Below are 21,220 nucleotides of genomic sequence, written 5' to 3'. Positions count from 1 at the left end.
GGCCTGCGCACGACCAGGCGGCGCTGACATGAAGATCCTCTACCTCGTGCACCGGCTGCCCTACCCACCCAACAAGGGTGACAAGGTGCGCTCCTACCACCTGCTTCGGCACCTGGCGGCGCGGCACGAGGTGCATCTCGGCACCTTCATCGACGACCCCGACGACGAACAGCACCTGTCGCGTGTGCAGGCGCTGTGCAAGAGCCTGCATGTGGCCCGGCTCAACCCCCGCGCGGCCAAGCTGATGAGCCTGCGCGGCCTGTTGAGCGGCGAAGCGCTGAGCCTGCCCTACTACCGTGACGCGGGCCTGCAAGCCTGGGTCAACCGAACGGCGCAGCAGGTACGGTTCGACGCCGTGGTCGTGTTCAGCGGGGTGATGGCGCAGTACACGGGCCAGCTGGCGGGCGTGAAGACGCTGGTGGATTTCGTGGATGTCGACTCCGCCAAGTGGCGGGATTACGCGCCTGAGCATCGCTGGCCGATGTCGTGGCTCTACCGCCGGGAGTTCGGCAAGCTGCTGGGCTTCGAGCGCGCCGTGGCGGCTCGGGCGGCCTGCAGCTTCTTCGTGACCGACAACGAGGTCGCGCTGTTCCGCAGCCTGGGTGCCGACCATGACGTCAAACTGGCCGCGCTCGGCAATGGCGTCGATGCCGACTTCTTCACGCCCGACGCTTCTCGCGCGAGCCCGTTCACGGCCGGGGAGCTGCCCTTGGTGTTCACTGGCGCGATGGACTACTGGCCCAACGTCGACGCCGTCAGCTGGTTCGTGCGGGACATCCTGCCGGCACTGCGCGAGCGCTTTCCGGCGCTGCGCTTTCACATCGTCGGCCGCAGCCCCACGCCGGCCGTCCAGTCGCTGGCCGGTGACGCGGTGAACGTGACCGGCACCGTGCCCGATGTGCGGCCTTATCTCCAGCATGCGGCCGCCGTGGTGGCGCCGCTGCGACTGGCGCGCGGCATCCAGAACAAGATTCTCGAAGCCATGGCCATGGCCCGGCCCGTGGTGGCCGCGGGCAGCTGCGTGCGCGCGATCAGCCCATCACCGCTCGCCGGGCTGGTGGCGGCGGAAAGTGAACACGACTACGTCGAGCGCCTGAGCCCGTGGCTGCACGATGCCGCCGAGGCGGCGCGCGCCGGCGAAGCGGCCCGTGCCCACGTGCTGAAGGCTTGCAGCTGGGAGGCGCATCTGGCCGGTCTCGATCATTACCTGGAGGCTGCGTGATGCACCTGCCCAAGCCGTGGCGCCTGCCGCTCTTCGCCTTGCTGGCCGCCTGGGCGCTGCTGGCCCTGCTGTACGCCCAGACCGGTGCCGCGATGGTGGTGATCTGGAACCGTTCGGAAACCTTTGCGCACGCCTGGACGGTGCCCCCGATCTCGGCCTGGCTGGTCTGGCGCATGCGTGGCCTGCTGGCGCCCATGCAGCCGCGGCCTGCGCCGGCATGGTTGCTGCTGATGCTGCCACTGGGCTTCTTCTGGCTGCTCGGCGATCTGGCAGCCGCCAACTCCGTGACCCAGTTCGCCATGCTCGGCATGGCGGTTGCGCTCGTGCCCGCACTGCTCGGCCCGGCGGTGGCGGCGCGCCTGTCCTTTCCGCTGGGCTTCTTGTTCTTCGCGGTGCCCTTCGGTGACTTCCTGACGCCCTGGCTGATCGATCGCACCGCAGACTTCACCGTGATGGCGGTGCGAGCCACGGGCATCCCTGTGTTCCGCGAAGGCAACCAGTTCGTGATCCCGACGGGCTCCTGGTCGGTCGTGGACGCCTGCAGTGGCATCCGCTACCTGATGGCCTCGCTGATGGTGGGCACGCTGTTCGCGTACCTGAACTACCGCAGCAATCGCAAGCGTTGGGCCTTTGTCGGCGTGGCCATCGTGACGCCGCTGGTGGCGAACTGGCTGCGCGCCTACATGATCGTCATGCTCGGGCACTTCTCGGGCAACCGGCTGGCCGTGGGGGTCGACCACATCATCTACGGCTGGGTGTTCTTCGGCCTCATCATGCTGGCCATGTTCATGATCGGCGCCCGCTGGGCCGACCCTGACGCCGAACCCGCCTCGGCACAGGCCGACCACCCGATGGCCGCGCCGCATGCCCTGCCCACCGGGCGAGTGCTGGCCAGCTTGGTCGCGGCGCTGCTGCTGGTGGCGCTGCCGGTCGGGATGCGCGCGAACGCGTCGCACAGCGTGACCGCCGCCAAGCCCACGGTCAGCATGCCTCAGCTGGCAGGCTTGACCTGGGTGGGCGAGCCGCTCACCGATTGGCAGCCGCACTTCCTGAACCCGGCCGCTACGGCCTATGGTCGCTACGAGTCCCAGGATGGCGGCGCAGCGGTGGGCGTGTATATCGGCTACTACCGCGACCAGCGCCAGGGCCGTCAGCTGGTCACGTCGGTGAACGTGCTTGTGGCGGCGGAATCGGACACCTGGGCCCGCACGGCCTCGGGCAAGGCGGAGCTGGACGGGCAAGTCTGGCGAACGGCGAGTCTGCGGGGCCACTCGCTCGCCCAACTCAACAGCGTCACGCAGGCGCCGCGCCTGCGGGTGTGGCAGATCTACTGGATCAACGGCCGGGCGTTCTCCAGCGACTGGCAGGCCAAGGCCTACGGCGCCGTGCAGGCGCTGCTCGGGCACGGCGACGATGCCGCGGTGATCCTGGTGCATGCCGATCCGGCCGCTGCCGGCGCTGACGACGCGCTGCTGCGCGACTTTTTGCGCAAGCATTGGGGGAGTCTGGACACCGCTTTGCGGGGCGTCCGGGACCTGCCGGCGGCGGCGCGGCAGTGACAATCCCGGCCATTTCCAAGAATCACAGCAACGAGGAACGTTCCATGAATACGCTCGCAGTCATCGGCCTGGGTTACGTGGGCCTGCCCCTGGTGGTGGAGTTCGGCAAGCAGATCCGCACGATCGGCTTCGACATCGCCACCCACAAGGTCGAGGCCTGCCAGCGCGGCACCGACCCGAGCCGCGAGCTCACCGACGAGGAAGTCCAGGCCGCCAAGCACGCCGTCTACACCGACGACCCCAAGATGCTGGCCGAGGCCGACGTCATCATCGTGGCCGTGCCCACGCCGGTGGACGATGCGCACATCCCGGACTTCCGCCCGCTGATCGGCTCGTCCACGAGCGTGGGCCGCCACATGAAGAAGGGCGCGATCGTCGTGTACGAGAGCACCGTCTACCCTGGCGCGACCGAGGAGGTGTGCATCCCCGTGCTGGAGCGCGAATCCGGCATGAAGTGGAAGCAGGACTTCTTCGTGGGCTACAGCCCCGAGCGCATCAACCCCGGTGACCGCGAGCACACGCTGACCAAGATCCTCAAGATCGTATCCGGCGACACGCCCGAGACGCTGGAGAAGGTGGCCAAGGTCTACGAGCGCATCATCGTGCCCGGCGTGCATCGTGCGTCCAGCATCAAGGCGGCTGAAGCGGCCAAGGTGATCGAGAACACCCAGCGCGACCTGAACATTGCGCTGATGAACGAACTGGCCATCATCTTCGACAAGCTCGGCATCGACACCTCGGAGGTGCTGGAGGCCGCCGGCACGAAGTGGAACTTCCTGAAGTTCAAGCCGGGCCTCGTGGGCGGGCACTGCATCGGCGTCGACCCCTACTACCTGACGCACAAGGCCGACATGCTGGGCTACCACCCGCAGGTCATCCTGGCCGGCCGCCGCATCAATGACGGCATGGGCAAGTTCATTGCCGAGCAGACCATCAAGCAGATGATTGCCAGCGGCAGCTACATCAAGGGCGCCCGCGTCAACGTGCTTGGCTTGACCTTCAAGGAGAACTGCGGCGATCTGCGCAACTCCAAGGTCATCGACATCATCAACGAGCTCAAGACCTACGGCGTCGAGGTGTTCGTGACGGACGCGCAAGCCGAGGCCGAGGAAGCGATGCACGAATACGGCGTGCGCCTCATGCCCTTCGACGATCTGCCGCGCGCCGATGCCATCGTCGCGGCCGTCTCGCACCGCGAGTACGCCAGCCTGAGCATGGAAGACATCGGCAAGAAGCTGGTGAAGGGCGGCGCCTTCATTGACGTGAAGGCCGCGTTTGATGCCAAGGCCATCGAAGGCGCCGGCTACCGGCTCTGGCGTCTGTGACGAGGCCGGCGGGCGCCAGCGCCCCGCCTGCAGTGTCGGTCTGCGTGCCGACCTACAACGGCGGTGAACCCTTGCGGGCCGCCTTGGCCTCCGTGCTGGGCCAGACCTGGCATGACTTCGAGCTGGTCGTCATTGACGATGGCTCGACGGATGCAACGCCCGACATCGTCGCGTCCTTTGCGGACCCGCGCCTTCGCTACCTGCGCAATGAGCACAACCTGGGGCCTCAGGGCAACTGGAACCGGTGCCTGCGGGAAGCCCGCGGGCGCTACGTCAAGCTGCTGCCCCACGACGACCTGCTGCACCCGGACTGCCTCGCCCGCCAGGTGGGCGTGCTGGAGCAGGACCGCGGCCAGCGACTGGCGCTGGTGTTCAGCAGCCGTCGGGTCATCGGCCCGACTGGGCGGCTGCTGACGCGGCGCGGCTACCCCGGCGCCCGGGAAGGCGTTCTCCCGGCCCGGCGTGTGGTGGCAGACTGCGTTCGCCGTGGCACCAACCTGCTGGGCGAGCCTGGCGCGGTGCTGATGCGCAAGACCCTGGTGGACCGTGTGGGGCCGTTCGATGCCTCAAACCCGTACGTCATCGATCTGGACTACTGGTTTCGCCTGCTCGACCATGGCGATGCCTATTACTGCGATGCCGACCTGGCGAGCTTTCGCGTCTGGCCGCAGTCCTGGAGCCTCGCCATCGGCCGAGACCAGGGGCGGGAATTCCGCGCGTTCATCCGGCGCGTCGATGCGCGGGTGCAGGCCTGCACCACCTGGCCGGACCGCCTGCTCGGCCGCCTGACCCCGGCCCTGAACAACTTGGCGCGCCTGGCGTTCTATCGCCTGCACGTCCATTGACATGAAGCGTCTTGCGGCACGCGTGTGGTTGAGCGGGGCCTTCCTGCGATTCCTGATCGTCGGGGCCCTGAACACGGCCCTGGCCTATGCCGTCTACGCCCTGCTGCTGTGGCTGGGGTTGGCCTACGGCTGGGCCAACCTGGGCTCCCTGGTGGTGGGCATTCTGGTCAGCTTCTTCTTGCAAGGGCGACTGGTGTTCGGCAGCCATGACAATCGCCTGCTGCCGCGCTTCGTGTTGTGCTGGCTCATCCTGTACGCCCTCAACGTCGCCTTGATCGCCAGCCTGATGCGGCTGGGGCTGAATGCCTACACCGCCGGCGCACTGGCCTTGCTGCCGATGGCGTTAGGCTCCTTCCTCGTCCAGCGCACCCTCGTCTTCGGCGGTTCGCGCCGGCCGGTCCAGACTGAAAGCCATCATCGGAACTGATCATGACCACTCGACTGGCGATCGTCGTCCCCTGCTACAACGAGGAGGAAGTGCTGCCCGAGACCAACCGGCGACTGCTGGAACTGCTCGGCCGCCTGCGCGAAGCCGGCGCGGTCAGCCCGGAGAGCGCCATCCACTACGTGGACGATGGCAGTCGCGACGGCACCTGGTCCTTGATCGAATCCCTGGCGGCTGCCGATGCGCGCGTGCATGGCATCAAGCTGTCGCGCAACCGTGGGCACCAGGCGGCATTGCTGGCGGGGCTGCTGACGGTGGAGGGCGACGCCCTGGTCAGCATCGACGCCGACCTGCAGGACGACGTCAGCGTGATCGAGCAGATGGTGGCGGAGTTTCGCCAGGGGGCGGAGGTGGTCTATGGCGTGCGCGATTCCCGCCAGACGGACACCGCGTTCAAGCGTACGACAGCAGCCGCCTACTACGGCCTGATGCGCCGCATGGGGGTGGACTTGGTCCACAACCATGCCGACTTCCGGCTGATGGGGCGCCGGGCCATCGAGGCCTTGCGCGAGTACGGCGAGGTGAACCTGTTCCTGCGCGGCATCGTGCCGCTCATCGGCTACCGCGCCGCCACCGTCAAGTACGACCGGGCCGCGCGTTTCGCGGGCGTGTCCAAGTACCCCTTGCGCAAGATGCTGACCTTCGCGATCGAAGGCGTGACCTCCTTCAGCATCGTGCCCCTGCGGCTCATTACGTTGCTGGGTTTTCTGGTGTCGGTGTTCTCGTTCTTCATGATCTGCTTCGTCATCTACGGCACGCTGGTCATGAAGGCCGTCGTCCCTGGCTGGGCGTCTTCGGTGGTCCCGATCTATTTTCTTGGCGGCATCCAGTTGCTGGCGATGGGCGTGATTGGCGAGTACGTTGCCAAGATCTACCTGGAGACCAAGCAGCGCCCCCGTTTTTTCATCGAGAAGACGCTGTGATGGGGCGCCAAACCTGCATGCCGTGTGTGACCCCGCCGGGAGCCTGCCTTGGCTGCTGATGACCCCCGCCCGCTGGTCGTTCACCTGCTCCACCGCTTCGACACCGGCGGGCTGGAGAACGGTGTCGTCAACCTGATCAACCACCTGCCCGCCTTCCGCCATGCGGTGGTGGCGGTGACCGAGATCACTGACTTCAGGCAACGGGTCACGGCGCCGGGCACGCAGTTCATCGCCTTGCACAAGCCGCCTGGCCAGGGCTTGTGGCTCTACCCGCGGGTCTATCGACTGCTGCGCGAACTTCGGCCCGACGTGGTGCACACGCGCAACCTCGGCGCGATGGAGTTCCAGCTGCCTGCCTGGGCGGCCCGCGTGCCGCTGCGGGTGCACAGCGAGCATGGTTGGGACGTCAACGACCTGGGCGGCGTGAACCGGGCCAATCAGCGGTTGCGGCGTGTCTACGGTGCGGGCGTGCATCGCTTCGTGGCCTTGTCGCGTGCCATCGAGAGCTATCTCACCGGGCCCGTGGGCTTGGCGCCGGCGCGGGTCCAGCGCATCTGCAATGGCGTGGACACGCAGCGCTTCGGGCCGGCGGCCCAGCCGCCCGAGGCCTGGCCGTATCGGCGTGGCGAGCATGTGGTCATCGGCGCGGTCGGCCGCATGCAGGCCGTCAAGGACCCGCTGAACCTCGTGGAGGCCTTCCTGCGCCTGCGTGAGCTCTGCCCCGACGCCTGGCCGCGGTTGCGGCTGGCCATGCTCGGCGGTGGCCCGCTGCATGCCGCGGCGCAGGAGCGCCTGACCCAGGCCGGCGCCATCGCGCAGGCCTGGCTCCCCGGTGACCGCAAGGATGTGGCCAGCTTGCTGCCGCATGTCGACGTCTTCGCGCTGCCCTCGCAGGCCGAGGGCATCAGCAACACGCTGCTGGAGGCCATGGCCTGCGGTTGCGCACCGGTGGCCACGGCGGTGGGCGGCAATCCGGAGCTGGTGGACGATGGCGTCAATGGCCTGTTGGTGCCGTCGCAGGACAGCGCCGCCCTGGCCACCGCGCTCGCCCGGCTGGTGAGCGATGCCGCGCTGCGCGAGCGGCTTGCCGCCGCCTCGCTGGCGCGCGCCCGCGCCGAGTTCAGCCTGCAAACCATGGTCGACGCCTACGGCGCGCTGTACGCCGCCGGCTCTGCTCGGCCGTCGCGCTAGGGGCCGTCAGGTCGACCCGGGGGGCGATCGGCGATAGACCCAGAGCCGGCTGACGCTGAAGTTACCTGCCAGCACACCGACCGTGGCCATCATCTGTGCCGCGACCGGGTGCAGGCCCAGCACCAGGCCGAGCTTCAGGTAGGCGGCGTTCAGCCCGCAGCCCAGGGCCACCATGGCCGCAAAGCGAAGCTGTTGGCGCCGGTCGCGTACCGGGCTGCTCTGGTCGGCAAAGGTGCGGCGGGCGTTGACCCAATAGCTCAACACCGCGCCCGCGAGGCTGCCCACGGTGGAGGCTGCCAGCAGCGGCAGCAGTTGGGCCAGCACGAGGCCTGCGGTCACCGCGTACTGCAACACGGTGGCCAGAAGGCCGACGCCGAGGAAGGACAACAGCTGCGCGATCACGGGGAGGGGGCGAGGGGGTAGGGCGGGGTGGCGCTGCGGGCGTCAAAGTATCGGCGCCCTGTGGGGCAGCAAAGCAGTCCTGCTGCTTGCAGTGATCCATCCCCTGGACAGGGGGATAACCCGTGCTTCACGTCACACCTGGGGGGCTCATCGCCGGGCGTCGAGGTCAAGCTCGGTAAGAATCCGCCTTTCTCCGCGCCTTGCCGCTCCGGCAGCCGCGCCCCTCACCCATGATTGGCTGAATCAGGTCCAACCCATGTGCGGCATCACCGGTCTGTTCGACACCCGCGGCCAGCGTCTTCCCGAGCGGGAGCGCCTGCACCGGATGAACGAGTCCCAACACCACCGGGGTCCGGATGAAGGCGACCTCCACATCGAGCCCGGCGTGGGGTTCGGCCATCGACGCCTGTCGGTCATCGACATCGCCACCGGCCAGCAGCCCATCTTCAACGACGACAAGTCGGTCGCGCTGGTCTTCAACGGCGAGGTCTACAACTACCTGGAGCTGATGGACGAACTGCGCGGCCACGGCTATGTGTTCCGCACCAAGAGCGACTCCGAAGCCATCGTGCGTGCCTGGGAGCACTGGGGCGAGGACTGCGTGCACCACTTGCGCGGCATGTTCGCCTTCATGGTCCACGACCGCCGGCGCGACTGCCTCTTCATGGCGCGGGACCGCCTCGGCGTGAAGCCGCTGCATTACGCCCTCACGGAAGACGGCTGGCTGCTGTTCGGCTCCGAGCTCAAGAGCCTGATGGCTCATGGTGGCCTGCGCCAGGAGATCGACCCGCGTGCGGTCGAGGCCTATTTCGCGCTGGGCTATGTGCCGGACCCCGGCACCATCTACAAGCACGCCAAGAAGCTTGCGCCGGGCCACCGCCTGCTCGTCAAGCGTGGCCAGCCGCTGGGCACGCCGCAGCGCTACTGGGACGTCAAGTTCACGCTGGACGCCAAGATCGGTGAGGAAGAAGCGGCCGAGGAGCTGCGCCGTCGGTTGACCGAGTCCGTCAAGCTGCGCCTGAAGGCCGAGGTGCCGCTGGGTGCCTTCCTGTCCGGCGGCGTGGACTCCAGCGCCGTGGTCGCCGCGATGGCCCAGCTCGACGACCAACCGGTCAACACCTGCTCCATCGGCTTCGACGATCCCAAGTTCAACGAGACCGAATTCGCGCAGATGGTGGCGGACCGCTACCGCACCAACCACCGCGTCGAGACGGTCAGCAGCGATGACTTCGGTCTCGTGGACCTGTTGGCCCACCTGTACGACGAGCCCTATGCCGACTCGTCGGCCATCCCGACCTACCGCGTCTGCGAGCTGGCACGCAAGCACGTGACCGTGGCCCTGTCGGGCGACGGTGGGGACGAGAGCCTGGGGGGCTACCGTCGCTACAAGATGCACATGATGGAAGAGCGCATGCGCAGCGTCTTCCCGCTGGCGCTGCGCCGCAGCGTATTCGGGCCGCTGGCCAAGATCTACCCGAAGGCCGACTGGGCACCCCGCGTGTTCCGCGCCAAGACCACCTTCCAGGCCATCGCCCGCACCTCGGTCGATGCCTACTTCAACACCATGGGCCTGGTGCGCGATCCGCTGCGCCAGCAGCTCTTCAGCGATGGCTTCAAGCGCGAGCTGCAGGGCTGGCATGCCAGCGAGGTCTTCCACGACCACGCCCGCCGCGCCAACACCGACGACCCGCTCGCGCTGGTGCAGTACCTGGACATCCACACCTATCTGCCCGGCGACATCAACACCAAGGTCGACCGCGCCAGCATGGCGCACAGCCTGGAAGTGCGCGAGCCGCTGATGGACCATCCGCTGGTGGAGTGGATCGCCACGCTGCCCTCCGCGGTCAAGTTGCGCGGCCAGGAAGGCAAGTACATCTTCAAGAAAGCGCTGGAGCCCATGCTGCCGCATGACGTGCTCTACCGGCCCAAGATGGGTTTCGCAGTGCCGCTGGCCCGCTGGCTGCGTGGCCCGCTGCGCGAGCACACCCGCCAGGCCCTGCAGCACGGCGCGCTGGCCCAGACCGGCTGGTTCAACCCCGCCACCATCGCCCGCCTGCTCGACCAGCATGAGCGTGGCGCGCTGGACCATGCCCAGCCGCTGTGGGCGCTGCTGATGTTCGACGCCTTCCTGCGCAATGCGGGCCTGGGCACCGCCACGGCGCGCGCCGCGGCCTGATCTCGACAAGGACAAACAGGATGAAGGTTTCGGTTTTCGGTCTCGGCTATGTCGGCGCGGTGTCCTGCGCCTGCCTGCCCGAACTCGGCCACGAGGTGGTGGGCGTGGACATCAACCCGCTCAAGGTCGAGCTGATCGCCTCGGGGCAGTCGCCCGTGGTGGAGGAGGGCATCGAGGAGCTGATCGCCTCGGCGGTCAAGGCCGGCAAGCTGACCGCCACGCAGGACGTCGCGCGGGCGGTCCGAGACACCGAGATCTCGCTGATCTCGGTCGCCACGCCGGCGCTGCCCAACTTCATGCCCGACCTGACCGCGCTGGACGCGGTGGTGGGCCAGATCGGTGCCGAGATCGCCAAGAAGGACGGGCAGCACACCTTGGTCATCCGCAGCACGGTCGCTCCGGGCACCACGCGGGCCCGCATTGCACCTTTGCTGGAGCAGGCGGCGGGCCGCAAGATCGGTGACCGGTTGTCCCTGGTCTTCAACCCCGAGTTCCTGCGCGAAGGCTCGTCGGTGTCCGACTTCCACAACCCGCCGCAGACCATCGTCGGCAGCCTGGACGAAGCCGGCGTCGAGGTCATGAAACGGCTCTACACCGGCGTGCCGGGCAGCTTCGTGGCGGCCGACGTGGGCGTGGCGGAGTCGGTCAAGTACCTCTGCAATGTCTTCCATGCGCTGAAGATCGTGTTCGCCAACGAGGCCGGCGCGGTGCTGAAGGAGGCGGGCCTCGACTCCCGCGACGTGCTGGCGCTGTTCTGCGAGGACAAGCAGCTCAACATCTCCAAGGCCTATCTGCGCCCCGGCTTCGCCTTTGGTGGCTCCTGCCTGCCCAAGGAGGTCAAGGGCTTCCTCACCATCGCGCGTGAGCGCGGCGTGGACATCCCGGTGCTGGGCTCGCTGCTGAACAGCAATGAAGCCCACATCAGTCGCGCCTACGACCTGATCGCCGCGGCCGGCCGCAAGCCCGTCGCCCTGTTCGGCCTGGCCTTCAAGCCGGGCACCGACGACCTGCGCGACTCGCCCCTGGTGGTGCTCGCCGAGCGGCTGCTGGGCAAGGGCTTCGATCTCGCCATCTACGACAAGTTCGTCAAGATCGCGCGGCTGCTGGGCAAGAACAAGGAGTACATCGACCGCGAGATCCCGCACCTGGACAAGCTGCTGCAGGAGACGCCCGACGCGGCCCTGGCGCGCGCCGAGATCGTCGTCGTGGGGCATGCCGACGCCGAGACCCGCCAGCGCATCATCAGCCTCGCCAAGGGCGCGCGTGTCGTGGACCTGAACGGGTATGCCGATTTGCGCGCCGCTGGCTTTGCGCAGTACGAGGGCATTTGCTGGTGAGCCAGCCCTCGCCGTTGAAGATCGCGTTCATCTCGCCGGTCTTCCTGTTCCCGGCCGACGCCGGCGGCAAGATCCGCACCGGCAACATCCTGCGCGGGCTGAAGGAAAGCGGCCGCTTCGACATCACGCTGCTGTCGCCGGCCGCTCCCGAACAGCAGCGCCAATGGCAGGGCGAGCTCGAGCGCCTTTGCCACCGCTTCATCGGCTGGGCCCCGGCCGCCCCACGCCCACGCTGGCAGCGCGCCCCTGACCTGCTGTCGGCGCTGCCGATCAACGTGGTCAACGACCGCACGCCCGCGGCGGTGGCGGCCGTGGAGCAGGCGCTGGCGGCGCAGGCGTTCGATGTGGTCGTGTTCGACTTCGTGCATGCCGCCGTGCTGCGTCCGCGCCAGATGCGGGGCGCCACGGTCTGCTTCACGCACAACGTCGAGGCCGAGATCTTCGAGCGCCATGCCAAGACCGCGTCCAGCGCCGCACTGCGCTGGCTGTGGGGCTCTCAGGCCGCCAAGATGCGCCGTTTCGAGCGCGAGGTGCTGGCCGGCTTCACGCGCGTCGTGACCGTGTCGGAACGCGACGCGAAGATGTTCGAGAAGAACGACGGCCTCAAGACCGCGCGTGCCATCCCGACGGGCGTCGACCTGGACTTCTTCTCCTGGCAGGCCCCGGCCGGCGGTGTGCCCGTGGTGGTGTTCACCGGCTCGATGGACTGGGAGGCGAACGTCGACGGCATCCGCTTCTACATCGAGGACGTGTGGCCGCGCGTGCGCGCCCAGGTGCCCAACGCACAGTTGCGCGTCGTGGGCAAGAACCCGCCGCCTTCGCTGGTGCAGCGTCAGGTGCCAGGGGTGAGCTTCACGGGCTTTGTCGATGACGTGCGCGACCATGCCCGCGATGCGCAGGCGTTTGTGATCCCGCTGCGGGTGGGCGGCGGCACGCGCATCAAGGCCTTCGAGGCCATGGCCATGGGCTTGCCGGTGGTGTCCACCAGCATCGGCATCGAGGGCCTGGACGTGGACCACGGCACGCACTTCCTGCGCGCTGACGGTGCCGAGGCGCTGGCCGACGCGACCCTGCGGCTGTTGGCCGACGAGGCTCTGCGCCTGAAGCTGTCACGCGCGGCGCGCTCGCTGGTGGAAGACCGCTTCGGCCACCGCGTGGCGGCCGATGTGTTCGGTGCCGTCCTCGTCGAGGCGTGGCAGGCGCACGAGGCTCAGGAAGGCGGCGCGTGAGCCCACTGAAGGTGCTGACCTTCTCCACGCTGTTCCCAAGCAGCGTGCGGCCGGGCCATGGCATCTTCGTGGAGACGCGCCTGCGTGAACTGCTCAAGAGCGGCGAGGTCGAGTCACGCGTCGTGGCGCCGGTGCCGTGGTTCCCGTCTGCCGCTCCACGCTGGGGCGACTACGCCCGCTTCGCCGCGACGCCGCTGCGCGAGCAGCGCAACGGCCTGGACGTGCTGCATCCGCGCTACCTGCTGCTGCCCAAAGTGGGAATGACGACGGCGCCGCTGATGCTCGCGCTCGGTGCCCGCGGGGCGGTGCGGCAACTGCTGGATGAAGGCTTCGACTTCGACGTCATCGACGCCCACTACTACTACCCCGACGGCGTGGCTGCGGCGCTGTTGTCACGCTGGTTTGGCAAGCCGCTGACCGTCACCGCCCGGGGCAGCGACATCAACCTCATCGGCCGCCACGCGCTGCCCAGGCGCTTCATGCAATGGGCCTCGCGCGTGGCCGGAGCCTCCATCGGCGTCAGCCAGGCGCTGGTGGACCGCATGCAGGAACTGGGTCTGGCCAGCGCCCGCCAGGTTGCGTTGCGCAACGGTGTGGACCTGACCCGCTTTCACGTGGAAGCGGATGTGCCCGCGCTGCGCCAGCGGCTGGGCGTCGACGGCAGCCCGCTGCTGGTGTCGGTGGGCAACCTCGTGCCGCTCAAGGGCCACGACCTCGTGATCGAGGCGGTGGCGCGCCTGCGCAGCCAAGGTCTGGACGCCCGCCTGTGCATCATCGGTGCCGGCCCGCTGCGCGATGAGCTCCAGGCTCACATTGAGCGCCTGGGCTTGGCGCGTGAGGTGAAGCTCCTCGGCGCCTTGCCCCAGGATCAGCTCGCCGCCTGGTACGGTGCGGCCGACATGCTGGTGCTGGCCTCCGAGCGCGAGGGGTGGCCCAACGTGCTGCTGGAAAGCATGGCCTGCGGAACGCCCGTGGTGGCTACGGCGGTGGGCGGCATTCCCGAGATCGTCGAAGTCCCGTCCACGGGCCGCCTCGTGCACGACCGCTCGCCGCAAGGCCTGGCGGCTGCCGCTTTGGATCTATGGCGGTCACGACCTGCCCGCGAGGCGGTGCAGGCCTATGCCTGCCGCTTCGGCTGGCAGGAGACCACCCAGGGTCAACTGAACCTGTTCCATTCCGTCACGGGAAGTCGTTTGCATGCGTGACCTTGTCCTGCTCGTCATCATCGGCTGGTGCTTCCTGCAAGCCTTCCGCCGGCCCTGGATCGGCATCCTGTGCTGGACGTGGATCAGCATCATGAACCCGCACCAGCTCACCTGGCAGGTCAAGAGCCTGCCGGTGGCCGCGGCGATCGGCGGTGCCACCCTCGTGGGTCTGTTCACCACCAAGGACAGGCGCGACTTTTCGTTGAACCGCGAGAGCATCACGCTCATCCTGCTGATGGTGTGGTTCACCATCACCCTGCCATTCGCCATGCTCTGGGACGGCAGCTTCGAGCTCTACAAGCGCGTGATGAAGATCGACCTCATGGTGCTGGTGACCATGGTGCTGCTCTACACCCGTCGTCACGTGATGCTCTTCGTATGGGTCAACGTCATCTCGGTCGGCTTCTATGGCGTGAAGGGCGGCATGTTCACGGTGGCGACCGGGGGCAGCTACCGCGTCTGGGGGCCTGACAACACCTACATCGAAGGCAACAACGAGATGGCGCTGGCCGCGGTGATGGTGATTCCGCTGATGCGCTTCGTGCAGATGCAGCTTCACGCCAAATGGGCCAAGGGCGTGATGACCTTCTGCATGCTGATGATGGCCGCCTCCGCGCTGGGCAGCCATTCGCGCGGGGCCTTGCTCGCGATTGCGGCCATGGGTTTCGTGATGTGGCTGCGAAGCAAGAACAAGGTCGTCACCGGCATCGGCATGATGGTGGCGGCCCTCGTGATGCTGTCGTTCATGCCTGCAGAGTGGTGGGAGCGCATGGGCACCATCAAGACCTATCAGGAAGACGGTTCCGCCATGGGGCGGATCAATGCCTGGTGGATGGCCTGGAACCTGGCCAAGGCCAACTTCTTCGGCGGCGGCTTCTTCATCTGGACGGCCTCGATCTTCGCGCTGTATGCGCCTGACCCGTCGGACGTCCACGCGGCGCACAGCATCTACTTCCAGATGCTGGGCGAGCAGGGCTTCATCGGCCTGATCCTGTTCCTCACGCTGTTCGGCTTTGCCTGGGGCTCGGCCAAGTACCTGCGCGTGCAGGGTAAGCGTCAGGCCGAGACGCAATGGCTGTCCGATTTGGGCGCCATGGTGCAGGTGTCGCTGGTGGGCTATGCGGTGGGCGGCGCCTTCCTCAGCCTGTCCTACTGGGACCTGCCGTACAACATGGTGGTCATGGTGGTGCTGGGCCGGCGTTGGCTGGCGCGCAAGGCCTGGCTGACGGAGAAGCCTGAGCCCGTGATCATCCTGCCGCCCTGGTTGGCGAAACGTTTCAAGAAGAAGGCCGTGCCCCAGCCATGAAGCCGCTGCTCAGTCTGTTGTCGCCCGCAGGCGCTGGGGCGCGTCTGAACGTGCTGATCTTTCATCGCGTGCTGGCCCAGCCCGACCCGCTTTTCCCGGACGAGGTCGATGCCGCCCGCTTCGACGAAATCCTCGGCTGGGTGAAGTCATGGTTCAACGTGCTGCCGCTGGACGAGGCCGCCCGGCGCCTGGCCGACGGCAGTCTGCCCGCACGCGCTGCGGTGCTCACCTTCGACGACGGCTACGCCGACAACCACGACATCGCCTTGCCCTTGCTGCGCCGCCATGGCCTGCCGTGCAGCTTCTTCGTGGCCACCGGCTTCCTGGACGGCGGCCGGATGTGGAACGACACCCTGATCGAGTCGATCCGGCGCAGTGCGCTGCCCACGCTGGACCTGCGCGGGCTGCAGGACGGCCGGGGCGACGACCTCGGCCAGCATGTGCTGGGTGACACCGCGCATCGCCGCGCGGCCATCGCTGCGCTGATCGGCCGCGTCAAGTACCTGCCGCCCGAGCCGCGGCTGGCCTGCGTCAACGCGATAGCGACCCGCGCCGAGGTGGCACCGCCGGACGACCTGATGATGAGCGGCGCGCAGGTCCGTGCGCTTCGAGCCGCCGGCATGCAGATCGGGGCGCACACGGTCAGCCACCCCATCCTCGCCACGCTTCAGCCGCAGCAGGCTGCCGACGAGATCGCCCGCAGCCGCGACGTGCTGCAGGCCCTGCTCGGCGAGAAGGTGGGCCTGTTCGCTTACCCGAACGGCAAGCCGGGGAGTGACTACCTGCCCGACGTCCATCCCGGCATCGTGCGGGAGCTGGGCTTTGATGCGGCCGTCTCCACCCGCTGGGCGGCCGCGCGCCGCGGGGACGACATCTTCCAGATCCCGCGCTTCACGCCCTGGGACCGCAGCCGGCTGAAGTTCGGCCTGCGGCTGCTGCGCAACCTGGCGCACTGAGGCCGGCGTCACGGGGGGCCGAGCCCGGGGACAATGCGGGCTGCACATTCGTTCTCCTGGTGATCTGCATGCAACCGTCCCGTCCTCCCGTCACCGACCGCCTGGTGCGCTTTGCGCTGATCGGCTGCGGCCGTATCGCGCAGAACCACATGGAGGCCATCAAGAAGCACGGCGAGCGGGCCGTGCTGGTGGCCGTGTGCGATACCGACCCGGTGGCCCTGCAGGCGGCCGTGGCCAAGACCGGCGCCCGCGCTTTCTCGTCCCTCACCGATCTGCTGGGCGCCCAGGGCGAGCTGGGCGTCGATTGCGTCGTGCTGGCCACGCCCAGCGGCCTGCATCCCCGCCAGGCCATCGAGGCCGCGGCAGCCGGCGTGCATGTGATGACCGAAAAGCCCATGGCCACCCGCTGGCAGGACGGCCTGGCCATGGTCAAGGCCTGCGACGACGCGGGTGTGCGCCTCTTCGTCGTGAAGCAGAACCGCCGCAACCCGACGCTGCAGCTGCTCAAGCGCGCCGTGTCGGAAGGGCGCTTCGGCCGGCTCTACAACGTGGCCGTCAACGTGTTCTGGACCCGGCCCCAGGCCTACTACGACAGCGCCGCCTGGCGTGGCACCTGGGAGTTCGACGGCGGCGCGTTCATGAACCAGGCCAGCCACTATGTCGACCTGCTCGACTGGATTTGCGGCCCCGTGGAGAGCGTCATGGCCTACACCGGCACGCTGGCGCGCAACATCGAAGTGGAAGACAGCGGCGTGGCCGCCCTCAAGTGGCGCAACGGCGCCATGGGCACGGTCAACGTCAGCATGCTGACCTACCCCAAGAACCTCGAAGGCTCCATCACGCTGCTGGGCGAGAAGGGCTCGGTGCGGGTGGGCGGCCTGGCCGTCAACGAGATCCAGCACTGGGACTTCCAGACGCCCCATGAGATGGACGCCCTCATCCAGGACGCCAGCTACCAGACCACCTCGGTCTACGGCTTCGGCCACCCGCTCTACTACGACAACGTCATCCGCGCGCTGCGTGGCGAGGCCCCCCCCGAGACCGACGGCCGCGAGGGTTTGAAGTCGCTGGAGCTCTTGATCGCCCTCTACATGAGTGCGCGCGATGGCAAGCGCGTCAACCTGCCGCTGGCCTACTGACGCGATGAGCGCCTCCACCACCATCCACCCCAGTGCCATCGTCGACGAAGGCGCCCAGCTCGGCGACGGTTGCCGCGTCTGGCACTTCGTGCACATCAGCGCCGGTGCCCGCATCGGCGAGCGCTGCTCCTTCGGGCAGAACGTGTTCGTCGGCAACGACGTGCTGATCGGCCACAACGTCAAGATCCAGAACAACGTGTCGGTGTATGACGCGGTGACGCTGGAGGACGACGTCTTCTGCGGCCCCAGCCTGGTGTTCACCAACGTCTACAACCCGCGCTCCGCCATCGCACGCAAGGACGAATACCGCCGCACACGGGTGAAGCAGGGCGCCACGCTTGGCGCCAACGCCACCATCGTGTGCGGCACGACGATTGGGCGCTATGCATTCATCGGCGCCGGCGCGGTCGTCAACCGCGACGTGCCCGACTTTGCGCTGATGGTGGGCGTGCCAGCCCGCCAGATCGGCTGGATGAGTCGCTTCGGCGAGCGGCTTGAGCTGCCTTTGCACAGCGACCAGCCCCTGGACGCCCAGTGCCCCCACACCGGCGATCGCTACCGCCTGCAGGGCGGCGAACTGCAACTTCTCGACGTGCGCTGAATGGACTTCATCGATCTCAAGAGCCAGTACGCGGCTCTGCGTGACAACATCAACGCCCGCATCCAGCGCGTGCTGGACCACGGGCAGTACATCATGGGCCCCGAGGTCGCCGAGATGGAGGCCGCGTTGGCCGCCTACACGGGTGCGGCGCATTGCATCAGCGTGGCCAGCGGTACCGAGGCGCTGCTCATCTGCCTGATGGCGCTGGGCCTGGAGCCGGGCGACGAGGTCATCACCAGCCCCTTCACCTTCGCGGCCACCGCCGAGATGATCGTGCTGGCCGGCGGGGTGCCGGTGTTCGTCGACATCGAGCCTGACACCGCCAACCTCGATGCCCGCCTGATCGAGGCCGCCATCACGCCACGCACCCGCGCCATCATGCCGGTGAGCCTGTACGGCCAGGTGGCCGACATGGACGCCATCAACGCCATCGCCGCGCGCCACGGGCTGCCGGTGATCGAGGATGCGGCGCAGAGCTTTGGCGCCACCTACCAGGGACGGCGCAGCTGCAACCTCTCCACCTTCGGCTGCACCAGTTTCTTCCCAAGCAAGCCCCTGGGCTGCTACGGCGACGGCGGCGCCATCTTCACGAGCGACACCACCCTGGCCCAAGCCTGCCGTGAGATCCGGGTGCACGGCCAAAGCCAGCGCTACCTGCACACCCGCCTGGGCGTCGGCGGCCGCATGGACACCCTCCAATGCGCGGTGGTGCTGGGCAAGCTCGACCGCTTCGGCTGGGAGATCGAGCGCCGCCTGGCCCTCGGCGACGCCTACCGCACCAAACTGCAGGCCGCCGTGCCGAACCTGCAGCTGCTGGCCGTGCGCCCCGACCGCGACTGCGTCTGGGCACAGTACACCGTGTTCGTGGACGACCGCGAGGCCGTGCAGGCGCAGCTCAAGGCCGCCGGCATCCCCACCGCCGTGCACTACCCGCGCCCGCTGCATCACCAGCCGGCCTACGCGCGCTTCGCGCCGTCAGACGCCTGCCCACAGGCCGTCAGCGCCGCCGCGCGCGTGATGAGCCTGCCGATGAGCGCCGACCTGACCGAGGCCCAGCAGGACGAGGTGGTGGCTGCGCTGGCGCGGGCGCTAGGTTGAGCCAGCGGGCGCTGCTGGCCGTGTGGGGTCGGGTGGCAGGCTGCATTTCAGCGGGTGCCGTCCTTCGAGTCGACCGCGGCTGGCGTCCGCCGTCGGCCAGGAGCCGACCCCGCCGAACGGCAGCTCCCAGGAGAAGCGCTGAGTGACCGTGATCGGCCAGCCATCAAGGTCAGCACTCGAACAGCCCTACATAGGATTCAGGCGATGCGCGCTCACGCCACTTGTACAGAGCTCTGGATCGATATCAGATATCGACTTGACGGAGTCGCGACGCATGCATGCGGCCTGGTGCTGAGTGTTGACGGTCAGACGACCCTCTGGAGCCACCGGCGGTGGCGATTTCCGGTTGGCACCTTGCCGATTGGTACTGAGCACCATCGCTGGTCCAGTCGATATCACGAAGGCGACGTGATCCTAGATACAGAAGAGTTCTCTGTGTCGAACCATGCAAAGGGTGCGCTTGGCTACGTAAGGTGCAAGGACTTGATCGTTGCAGACCTAAACGCGGCTCGCACTCTCGCCACCGCGCTTGTCGAACGGCACGGATTTGAAGTAGACCTGTACAGCACCAACCAGCTCTAGCTTGCGATTCAGACGGGAGGTGCCGGCGCCATGCGACCGGCTTGGGGTGGCTGGTTCGCGAGAATGGATGGCAGCTCCGGTTCGACAGGGTCCGATCGCCGCCTTGAGAAGCGGACATCGGCCGCCGGCCGACCCGGACGGCTGCTTCCGACGATGCCCGCGAGCGAGTACTCTCGGCCAGGAGCAGCCACTGACGACCGGACGCTTTGGAGGCTGCCTCGCATAGCATCAGGCGCTGGTTGATGCACTACTTATCTACACCGACATGACGAAGTACCTTTGGCAGGCCGCGGTACGGCGTGTTTCGCTGATGTGTTTGCTCGTTTGTCCGGCATTGCCCTGCCAGGCGGCTGATGACACGGCGAGGTTCGGGGACTCTGTCGAGTACCAGGGGCAGTCGATCAAGCTGCGCAAGGCCTATCGAGACTACGACGAGTTCAGGAACGACACGAAGAATCTAGCGCCGGGTGAAGCTGACCGAGCAGCGCAGCTGGTTGAATCAACGTCGTTGCCAAAGGAGTTTCCTGACCGACGACAGATGGTCGCTGCAGTGCTCAAGCTGAAGTTTCCCGGCTACGGCCTTCATGCCTTCGGTGAACGAGCAAAGCCGGATGGCTCTGTGCTGGCGTTGTTCGGTGTAGAAGTGCCGCAGGCCGGGCGTACGCGCTTCCTGCTATTGAGGAATGACGGCGACTCATTCAGCTTGATTGATGATTTTGTCTCCTCGGATGGTGCTGGCATTGCAGACGTTACGGTGCGAGATGGCAAGCTCGTTTATCTGTCCCGGCAGCGCCTCGTAGTCGTCGAGCGGCCCTTAGCTGCGAAGTGATGCGTTGCATGGCAACGACTGCTATCAGTCCAGAAAATCGTTATGTGGATGACTGGAACGGGTCGACACGGTCCGATCGCTGCCTTGAGAAGCGGACTTCGGTCGTCGGCCCGGACGGCGGCTTCCGGCGATGCCCGCGAGCGAGTACTCTCGCCCAGGAGCCGACGGTCGTGCACAGCAGCTCCCGGAAACGCAAGATCAACAGACCATGCTCCTCAAGACTCCGCTAGGGACCGTTCACGTCATCGATGAACCGGGGCACTCGATCGGTTCTGCTGACAACGCACGGAGCTACGCGCTTGAAGTCGACTTGGCAGTTGGATCGCGAGCGAGTTCAATTCATGGTGTCCTGTTGGACGATGCGCCGGTCGCAGTGTTCTCGAACGGCGGAGGCGCGAGCGCAGTCCATGAGCATTCGGCCGTCTACCGAAATGGCTTTCTGTATCTGGCAGTGGGTGACAACGTCGTCTGCCTGAGCCTTCGGCCGCCTAAGGTGATCTGGTCGACCAAGGTGGACTCAGCCACGTGCTTCGGAATCTACTTTCACGAACCCAGGGACGCATTCGTTTCGCACGGGGAACTGGAGATCGCGCGACTGTCCGAGGACGGTGCAGTTCTTTGGAGTGAGTCCGGGGCGGACATCTTCTCCGAGGGATTCGCGCTCCTGCCCGATTGCGTTGAGGCAGTTGACTTCGAGAAGCGAATCTACCGATTCCGTTATGAGGACGGCTTGGAATTGACGGGCTAACTTGTTGCCCGATCAACCGTTTTGTGGCGACGAAGCCGAGCCTGTGGAATTCCGCTCAGGGTCGATTGCCGGCAGTCAGGCCGGCATCAGCGGAAGACCGCA

The 21,220-nt window shown here is 67.2% G+C and carries 19 protein-coding genes; 18 read left to right on the top strand and 1 reads right to left on the bottom strand.

Annotated features, from left to right (window positions below; translation table 11 throughout):
• Positions 1 to 28 precede the first annotated feature (28 nt).
• The 7 genes from CDO81_RS03215 to CDO81_RS03185 are packed head-to-tail and all read left to right on the top strand — an operon-like array spanning position 29 to position 7,510.
• On the top strand, positions 29 to 1,222 hold the full coding sequence (locus CDO81_RS03215; RefSeq protein WP_088481694.1) for a TIGR03087 family PEP-CTERM/XrtA system glycosyltransferase: 1,194 nt from the start codon (positions 29 to 31) through the stop codon (positions 1,220 to 1,222).
• Positions 1,222 to 2,781 carry an exosortase A gene (gene xrtA, locus CDO81_RS03210; RefSeq protein ID WP_088481693.1) on the top strand — a complete coding sequence of 520 codons (1,560 nt, stop codon included), beginning with the start codon at positions 1,222 to 1,224 and terminating at the stop codon, positions 2,779 to 2,781. The genes CDO81_RS03215 and xrtA overlap by 1 nt, the downstream gene beginning before the upstream one ends.
• 44 nt (positions 2,782 to 2,825) lie before the next feature.
• The gene (locus CDO81_RS03205; protein WP_088481692.1) at positions 2,826 to 4,106 is read left to right on the top strand and encodes a nucleotide sugar dehydrogenase; all 1,281 of its coding nucleotides are present in this window, start codon (positions 2,826 to 2,828) and stop codon (positions 4,104 to 4,106) included.
• The gene (locus tag CDO81_RS03200) at positions 4,103 to 4,951 is read left to right on the top strand and encodes a glycosyltransferase family 2 protein (protein ID WP_338153591.1); all 849 of its coding nucleotides are present in this window, start codon (positions 4,103 to 4,105) and stop codon (positions 4,949 to 4,951) included. The genes CDO81_RS03205 and CDO81_RS03200 overlap by 4 nt, the downstream gene beginning before the upstream one ends.
• 1 nt (position 4,952) lies before the next feature.
• Positions 4,953 to 5,378, top strand: coding sequence for a GtrA family protein (locus CDO81_RS03195; RefSeq protein ID WP_088481690.1), 426 nt, complete (start codon positions 4,953 to 4,955; stop codon positions 5,376 to 5,378).
• Between the two features lie 2 nt (positions 5,379 to 5,380).
• Complete coding sequence (locus tag CDO81_RS03190) at positions 5,381 to 6,319, top strand: glycosyltransferase family 2 protein (RefSeq protein WP_088481689.1); 939 nt, start codon at positions 5,381 to 5,383, stop codon at positions 6,317 to 6,319.
• A 48-nt stretch (positions 6,320 to 6,367) separates the two neighbouring features.
• Positions 6,368 to 7,510, top strand: a complete 1,143-nt coding sequence (locus tag CDO81_RS03185) for a TIGR03088 family PEP-CTERM/XrtA system glycosyltransferase (protein ID WP_088481688.1) — start codon at positions 6,368 to 6,370, stop codon at positions 7,508 to 7,510.
• A 6-nt stretch (positions 7,511 to 7,516) separates the two neighbouring features.
• Here CDO81_RS03185 and CDO81_RS03180 read toward each other — a convergent pair whose 3' ends face one another.
• Entirely contained in the window at positions 7,517 to 7,912 is a 396-nt protein-coding gene (locus tag CDO81_RS03180; RefSeq protein WP_088481687.1) for a GtrA family protein, read from the bottom strand.
• Positions 7,913 to 8,168: 256 nt separating this feature from the next.
• Between CDO81_RS03180 and CDO81_RS03175 the strand changes: the two genes are divergently transcribed.
• The 11 genes from CDO81_RS03175 (at position 8,169) to CDO81_RS03125 (ending at position 21,118) form a co-directional block, all read left to right on the top strand.
• The gene (locus CDO81_RS03175) at positions 8,169 to 10,088 is read left to right on the top strand and encodes an XrtA/PEP-CTERM system amidotransferase (protein WP_088481686.1); all 1,920 of its coding nucleotides are present in this window, start codon (positions 8,169 to 8,171) and stop codon (positions 10,086 to 10,088) included.
• Between the two features lie 20 nt (positions 10,089 to 10,108).
• Positions 10,109 to 11,425 (top strand): nucleotide sugar dehydrogenase, encoded by a 1,317-nt coding sequence (locus CDO81_RS03170; protein ID WP_088481685.1) that lies wholly within the window; start codon positions 10,109 to 10,111, stop codon positions 11,423 to 11,425.
• Complete coding sequence (locus CDO81_RS03165) at positions 11,422 to 12,654, top strand: glycosyltransferase family 4 protein (RefSeq protein ID WP_158218149.1); 1,233 nt, start codon at positions 11,422 to 11,424, stop codon at positions 12,652 to 12,654. Before CDO81_RS03170 ends, CDO81_RS03165 begins: the two co-directional genes overlap by 4 nt.
• Positions 12,655 to 12,659: 5 nt before the next feature.
• The gene (locus CDO81_RS03160) at positions 12,660 to 13,859 is read left to right on the top strand and encodes a glycosyltransferase family 4 protein (protein WP_088482424.1); all 1,200 of its coding nucleotides are present in this window, start codon (positions 12,660 to 12,662) and stop codon (positions 13,857 to 13,859) included.
• The gene (locus tag CDO81_RS03155; RefSeq protein ID WP_088481683.1) at positions 13,852 to 15,165 is read left to right on the top strand and encodes a putative O-glycosylation ligase, exosortase A system-associated; all 1,314 of its coding nucleotides are present in this window, start codon (positions 13,852 to 13,854) and stop codon (positions 15,163 to 15,165) included. Before CDO81_RS03160 ends, CDO81_RS03155 begins: the two co-directional genes overlap by 8 nt.
• Complete coding sequence (locus CDO81_RS03150; RefSeq protein ID WP_088481682.1) at positions 15,162 to 16,121, top strand: polysaccharide deacetylase family protein; 960 nt, start codon at positions 15,162 to 15,164, stop codon at positions 16,119 to 16,121. The genes CDO81_RS03155 and CDO81_RS03150 overlap by 4 nt, the downstream gene beginning before the upstream one ends.
• Positions 16,122 to 16,189: 68 nt before the next feature.
• Positions 16,190 to 17,260, top strand: a complete 1,071-nt coding sequence (locus tag CDO81_RS03145; RefSeq protein ID WP_088481681.1) for a Gfo/Idh/MocA family protein — start codon at positions 16,190 to 16,192, stop codon at positions 17,258 to 17,260.
• 4 nt (positions 17,261 to 17,264) lie between these two features.
• A complete protein-coding gene (locus tag CDO81_RS03140; protein ID WP_088481680.1) occupies positions 17,265 to 17,861 on the top strand; it encodes an acyltransferase in 597 nt (198 codons plus the stop codon).
• Positions 17,862 to 18,959, top strand: coding sequence for a DegT/DnrJ/EryC1/StrS family aminotransferase (locus tag CDO81_RS03135; RefSeq protein WP_088481679.1), 1,098 nt, complete (start codon positions 17,862 to 17,864; stop codon positions 18,957 to 18,959).
• 847 nt (positions 18,960 to 19,806) lie between these two features.
• A complete protein-coding gene (locus tag CDO81_RS03130) occupies positions 19,807 to 20,370 on the top strand; it encodes a hypothetical protein (RefSeq protein ID WP_088481678.1) in 564 nt (187 codons plus the stop codon).
• Between the two features lie 208 nt (positions 20,371 to 20,578).
• Complete coding sequence (locus tag CDO81_RS03125) at positions 20,579 to 21,118, top strand: hypothetical protein (RefSeq protein WP_088481677.1); 540 nt, start codon at positions 20,579 to 20,581, stop codon at positions 21,116 to 21,118.
• Positions 21,119 to 21,220: the final 102 nt, after the last annotated feature.

It is taken from the genome of Roseateles puraquae, assembly GCF_002205845.1.
Classification (GTDB): domain Bacteria; phylum Pseudomonadota; class Gammaproteobacteria; order Burkholderiales; family Burkholderiaceae_C; genus Pelomonas; species Pelomonas puraquae.
This window is presented reverse-complemented; position numbering and strand designations above follow the sequence as displayed.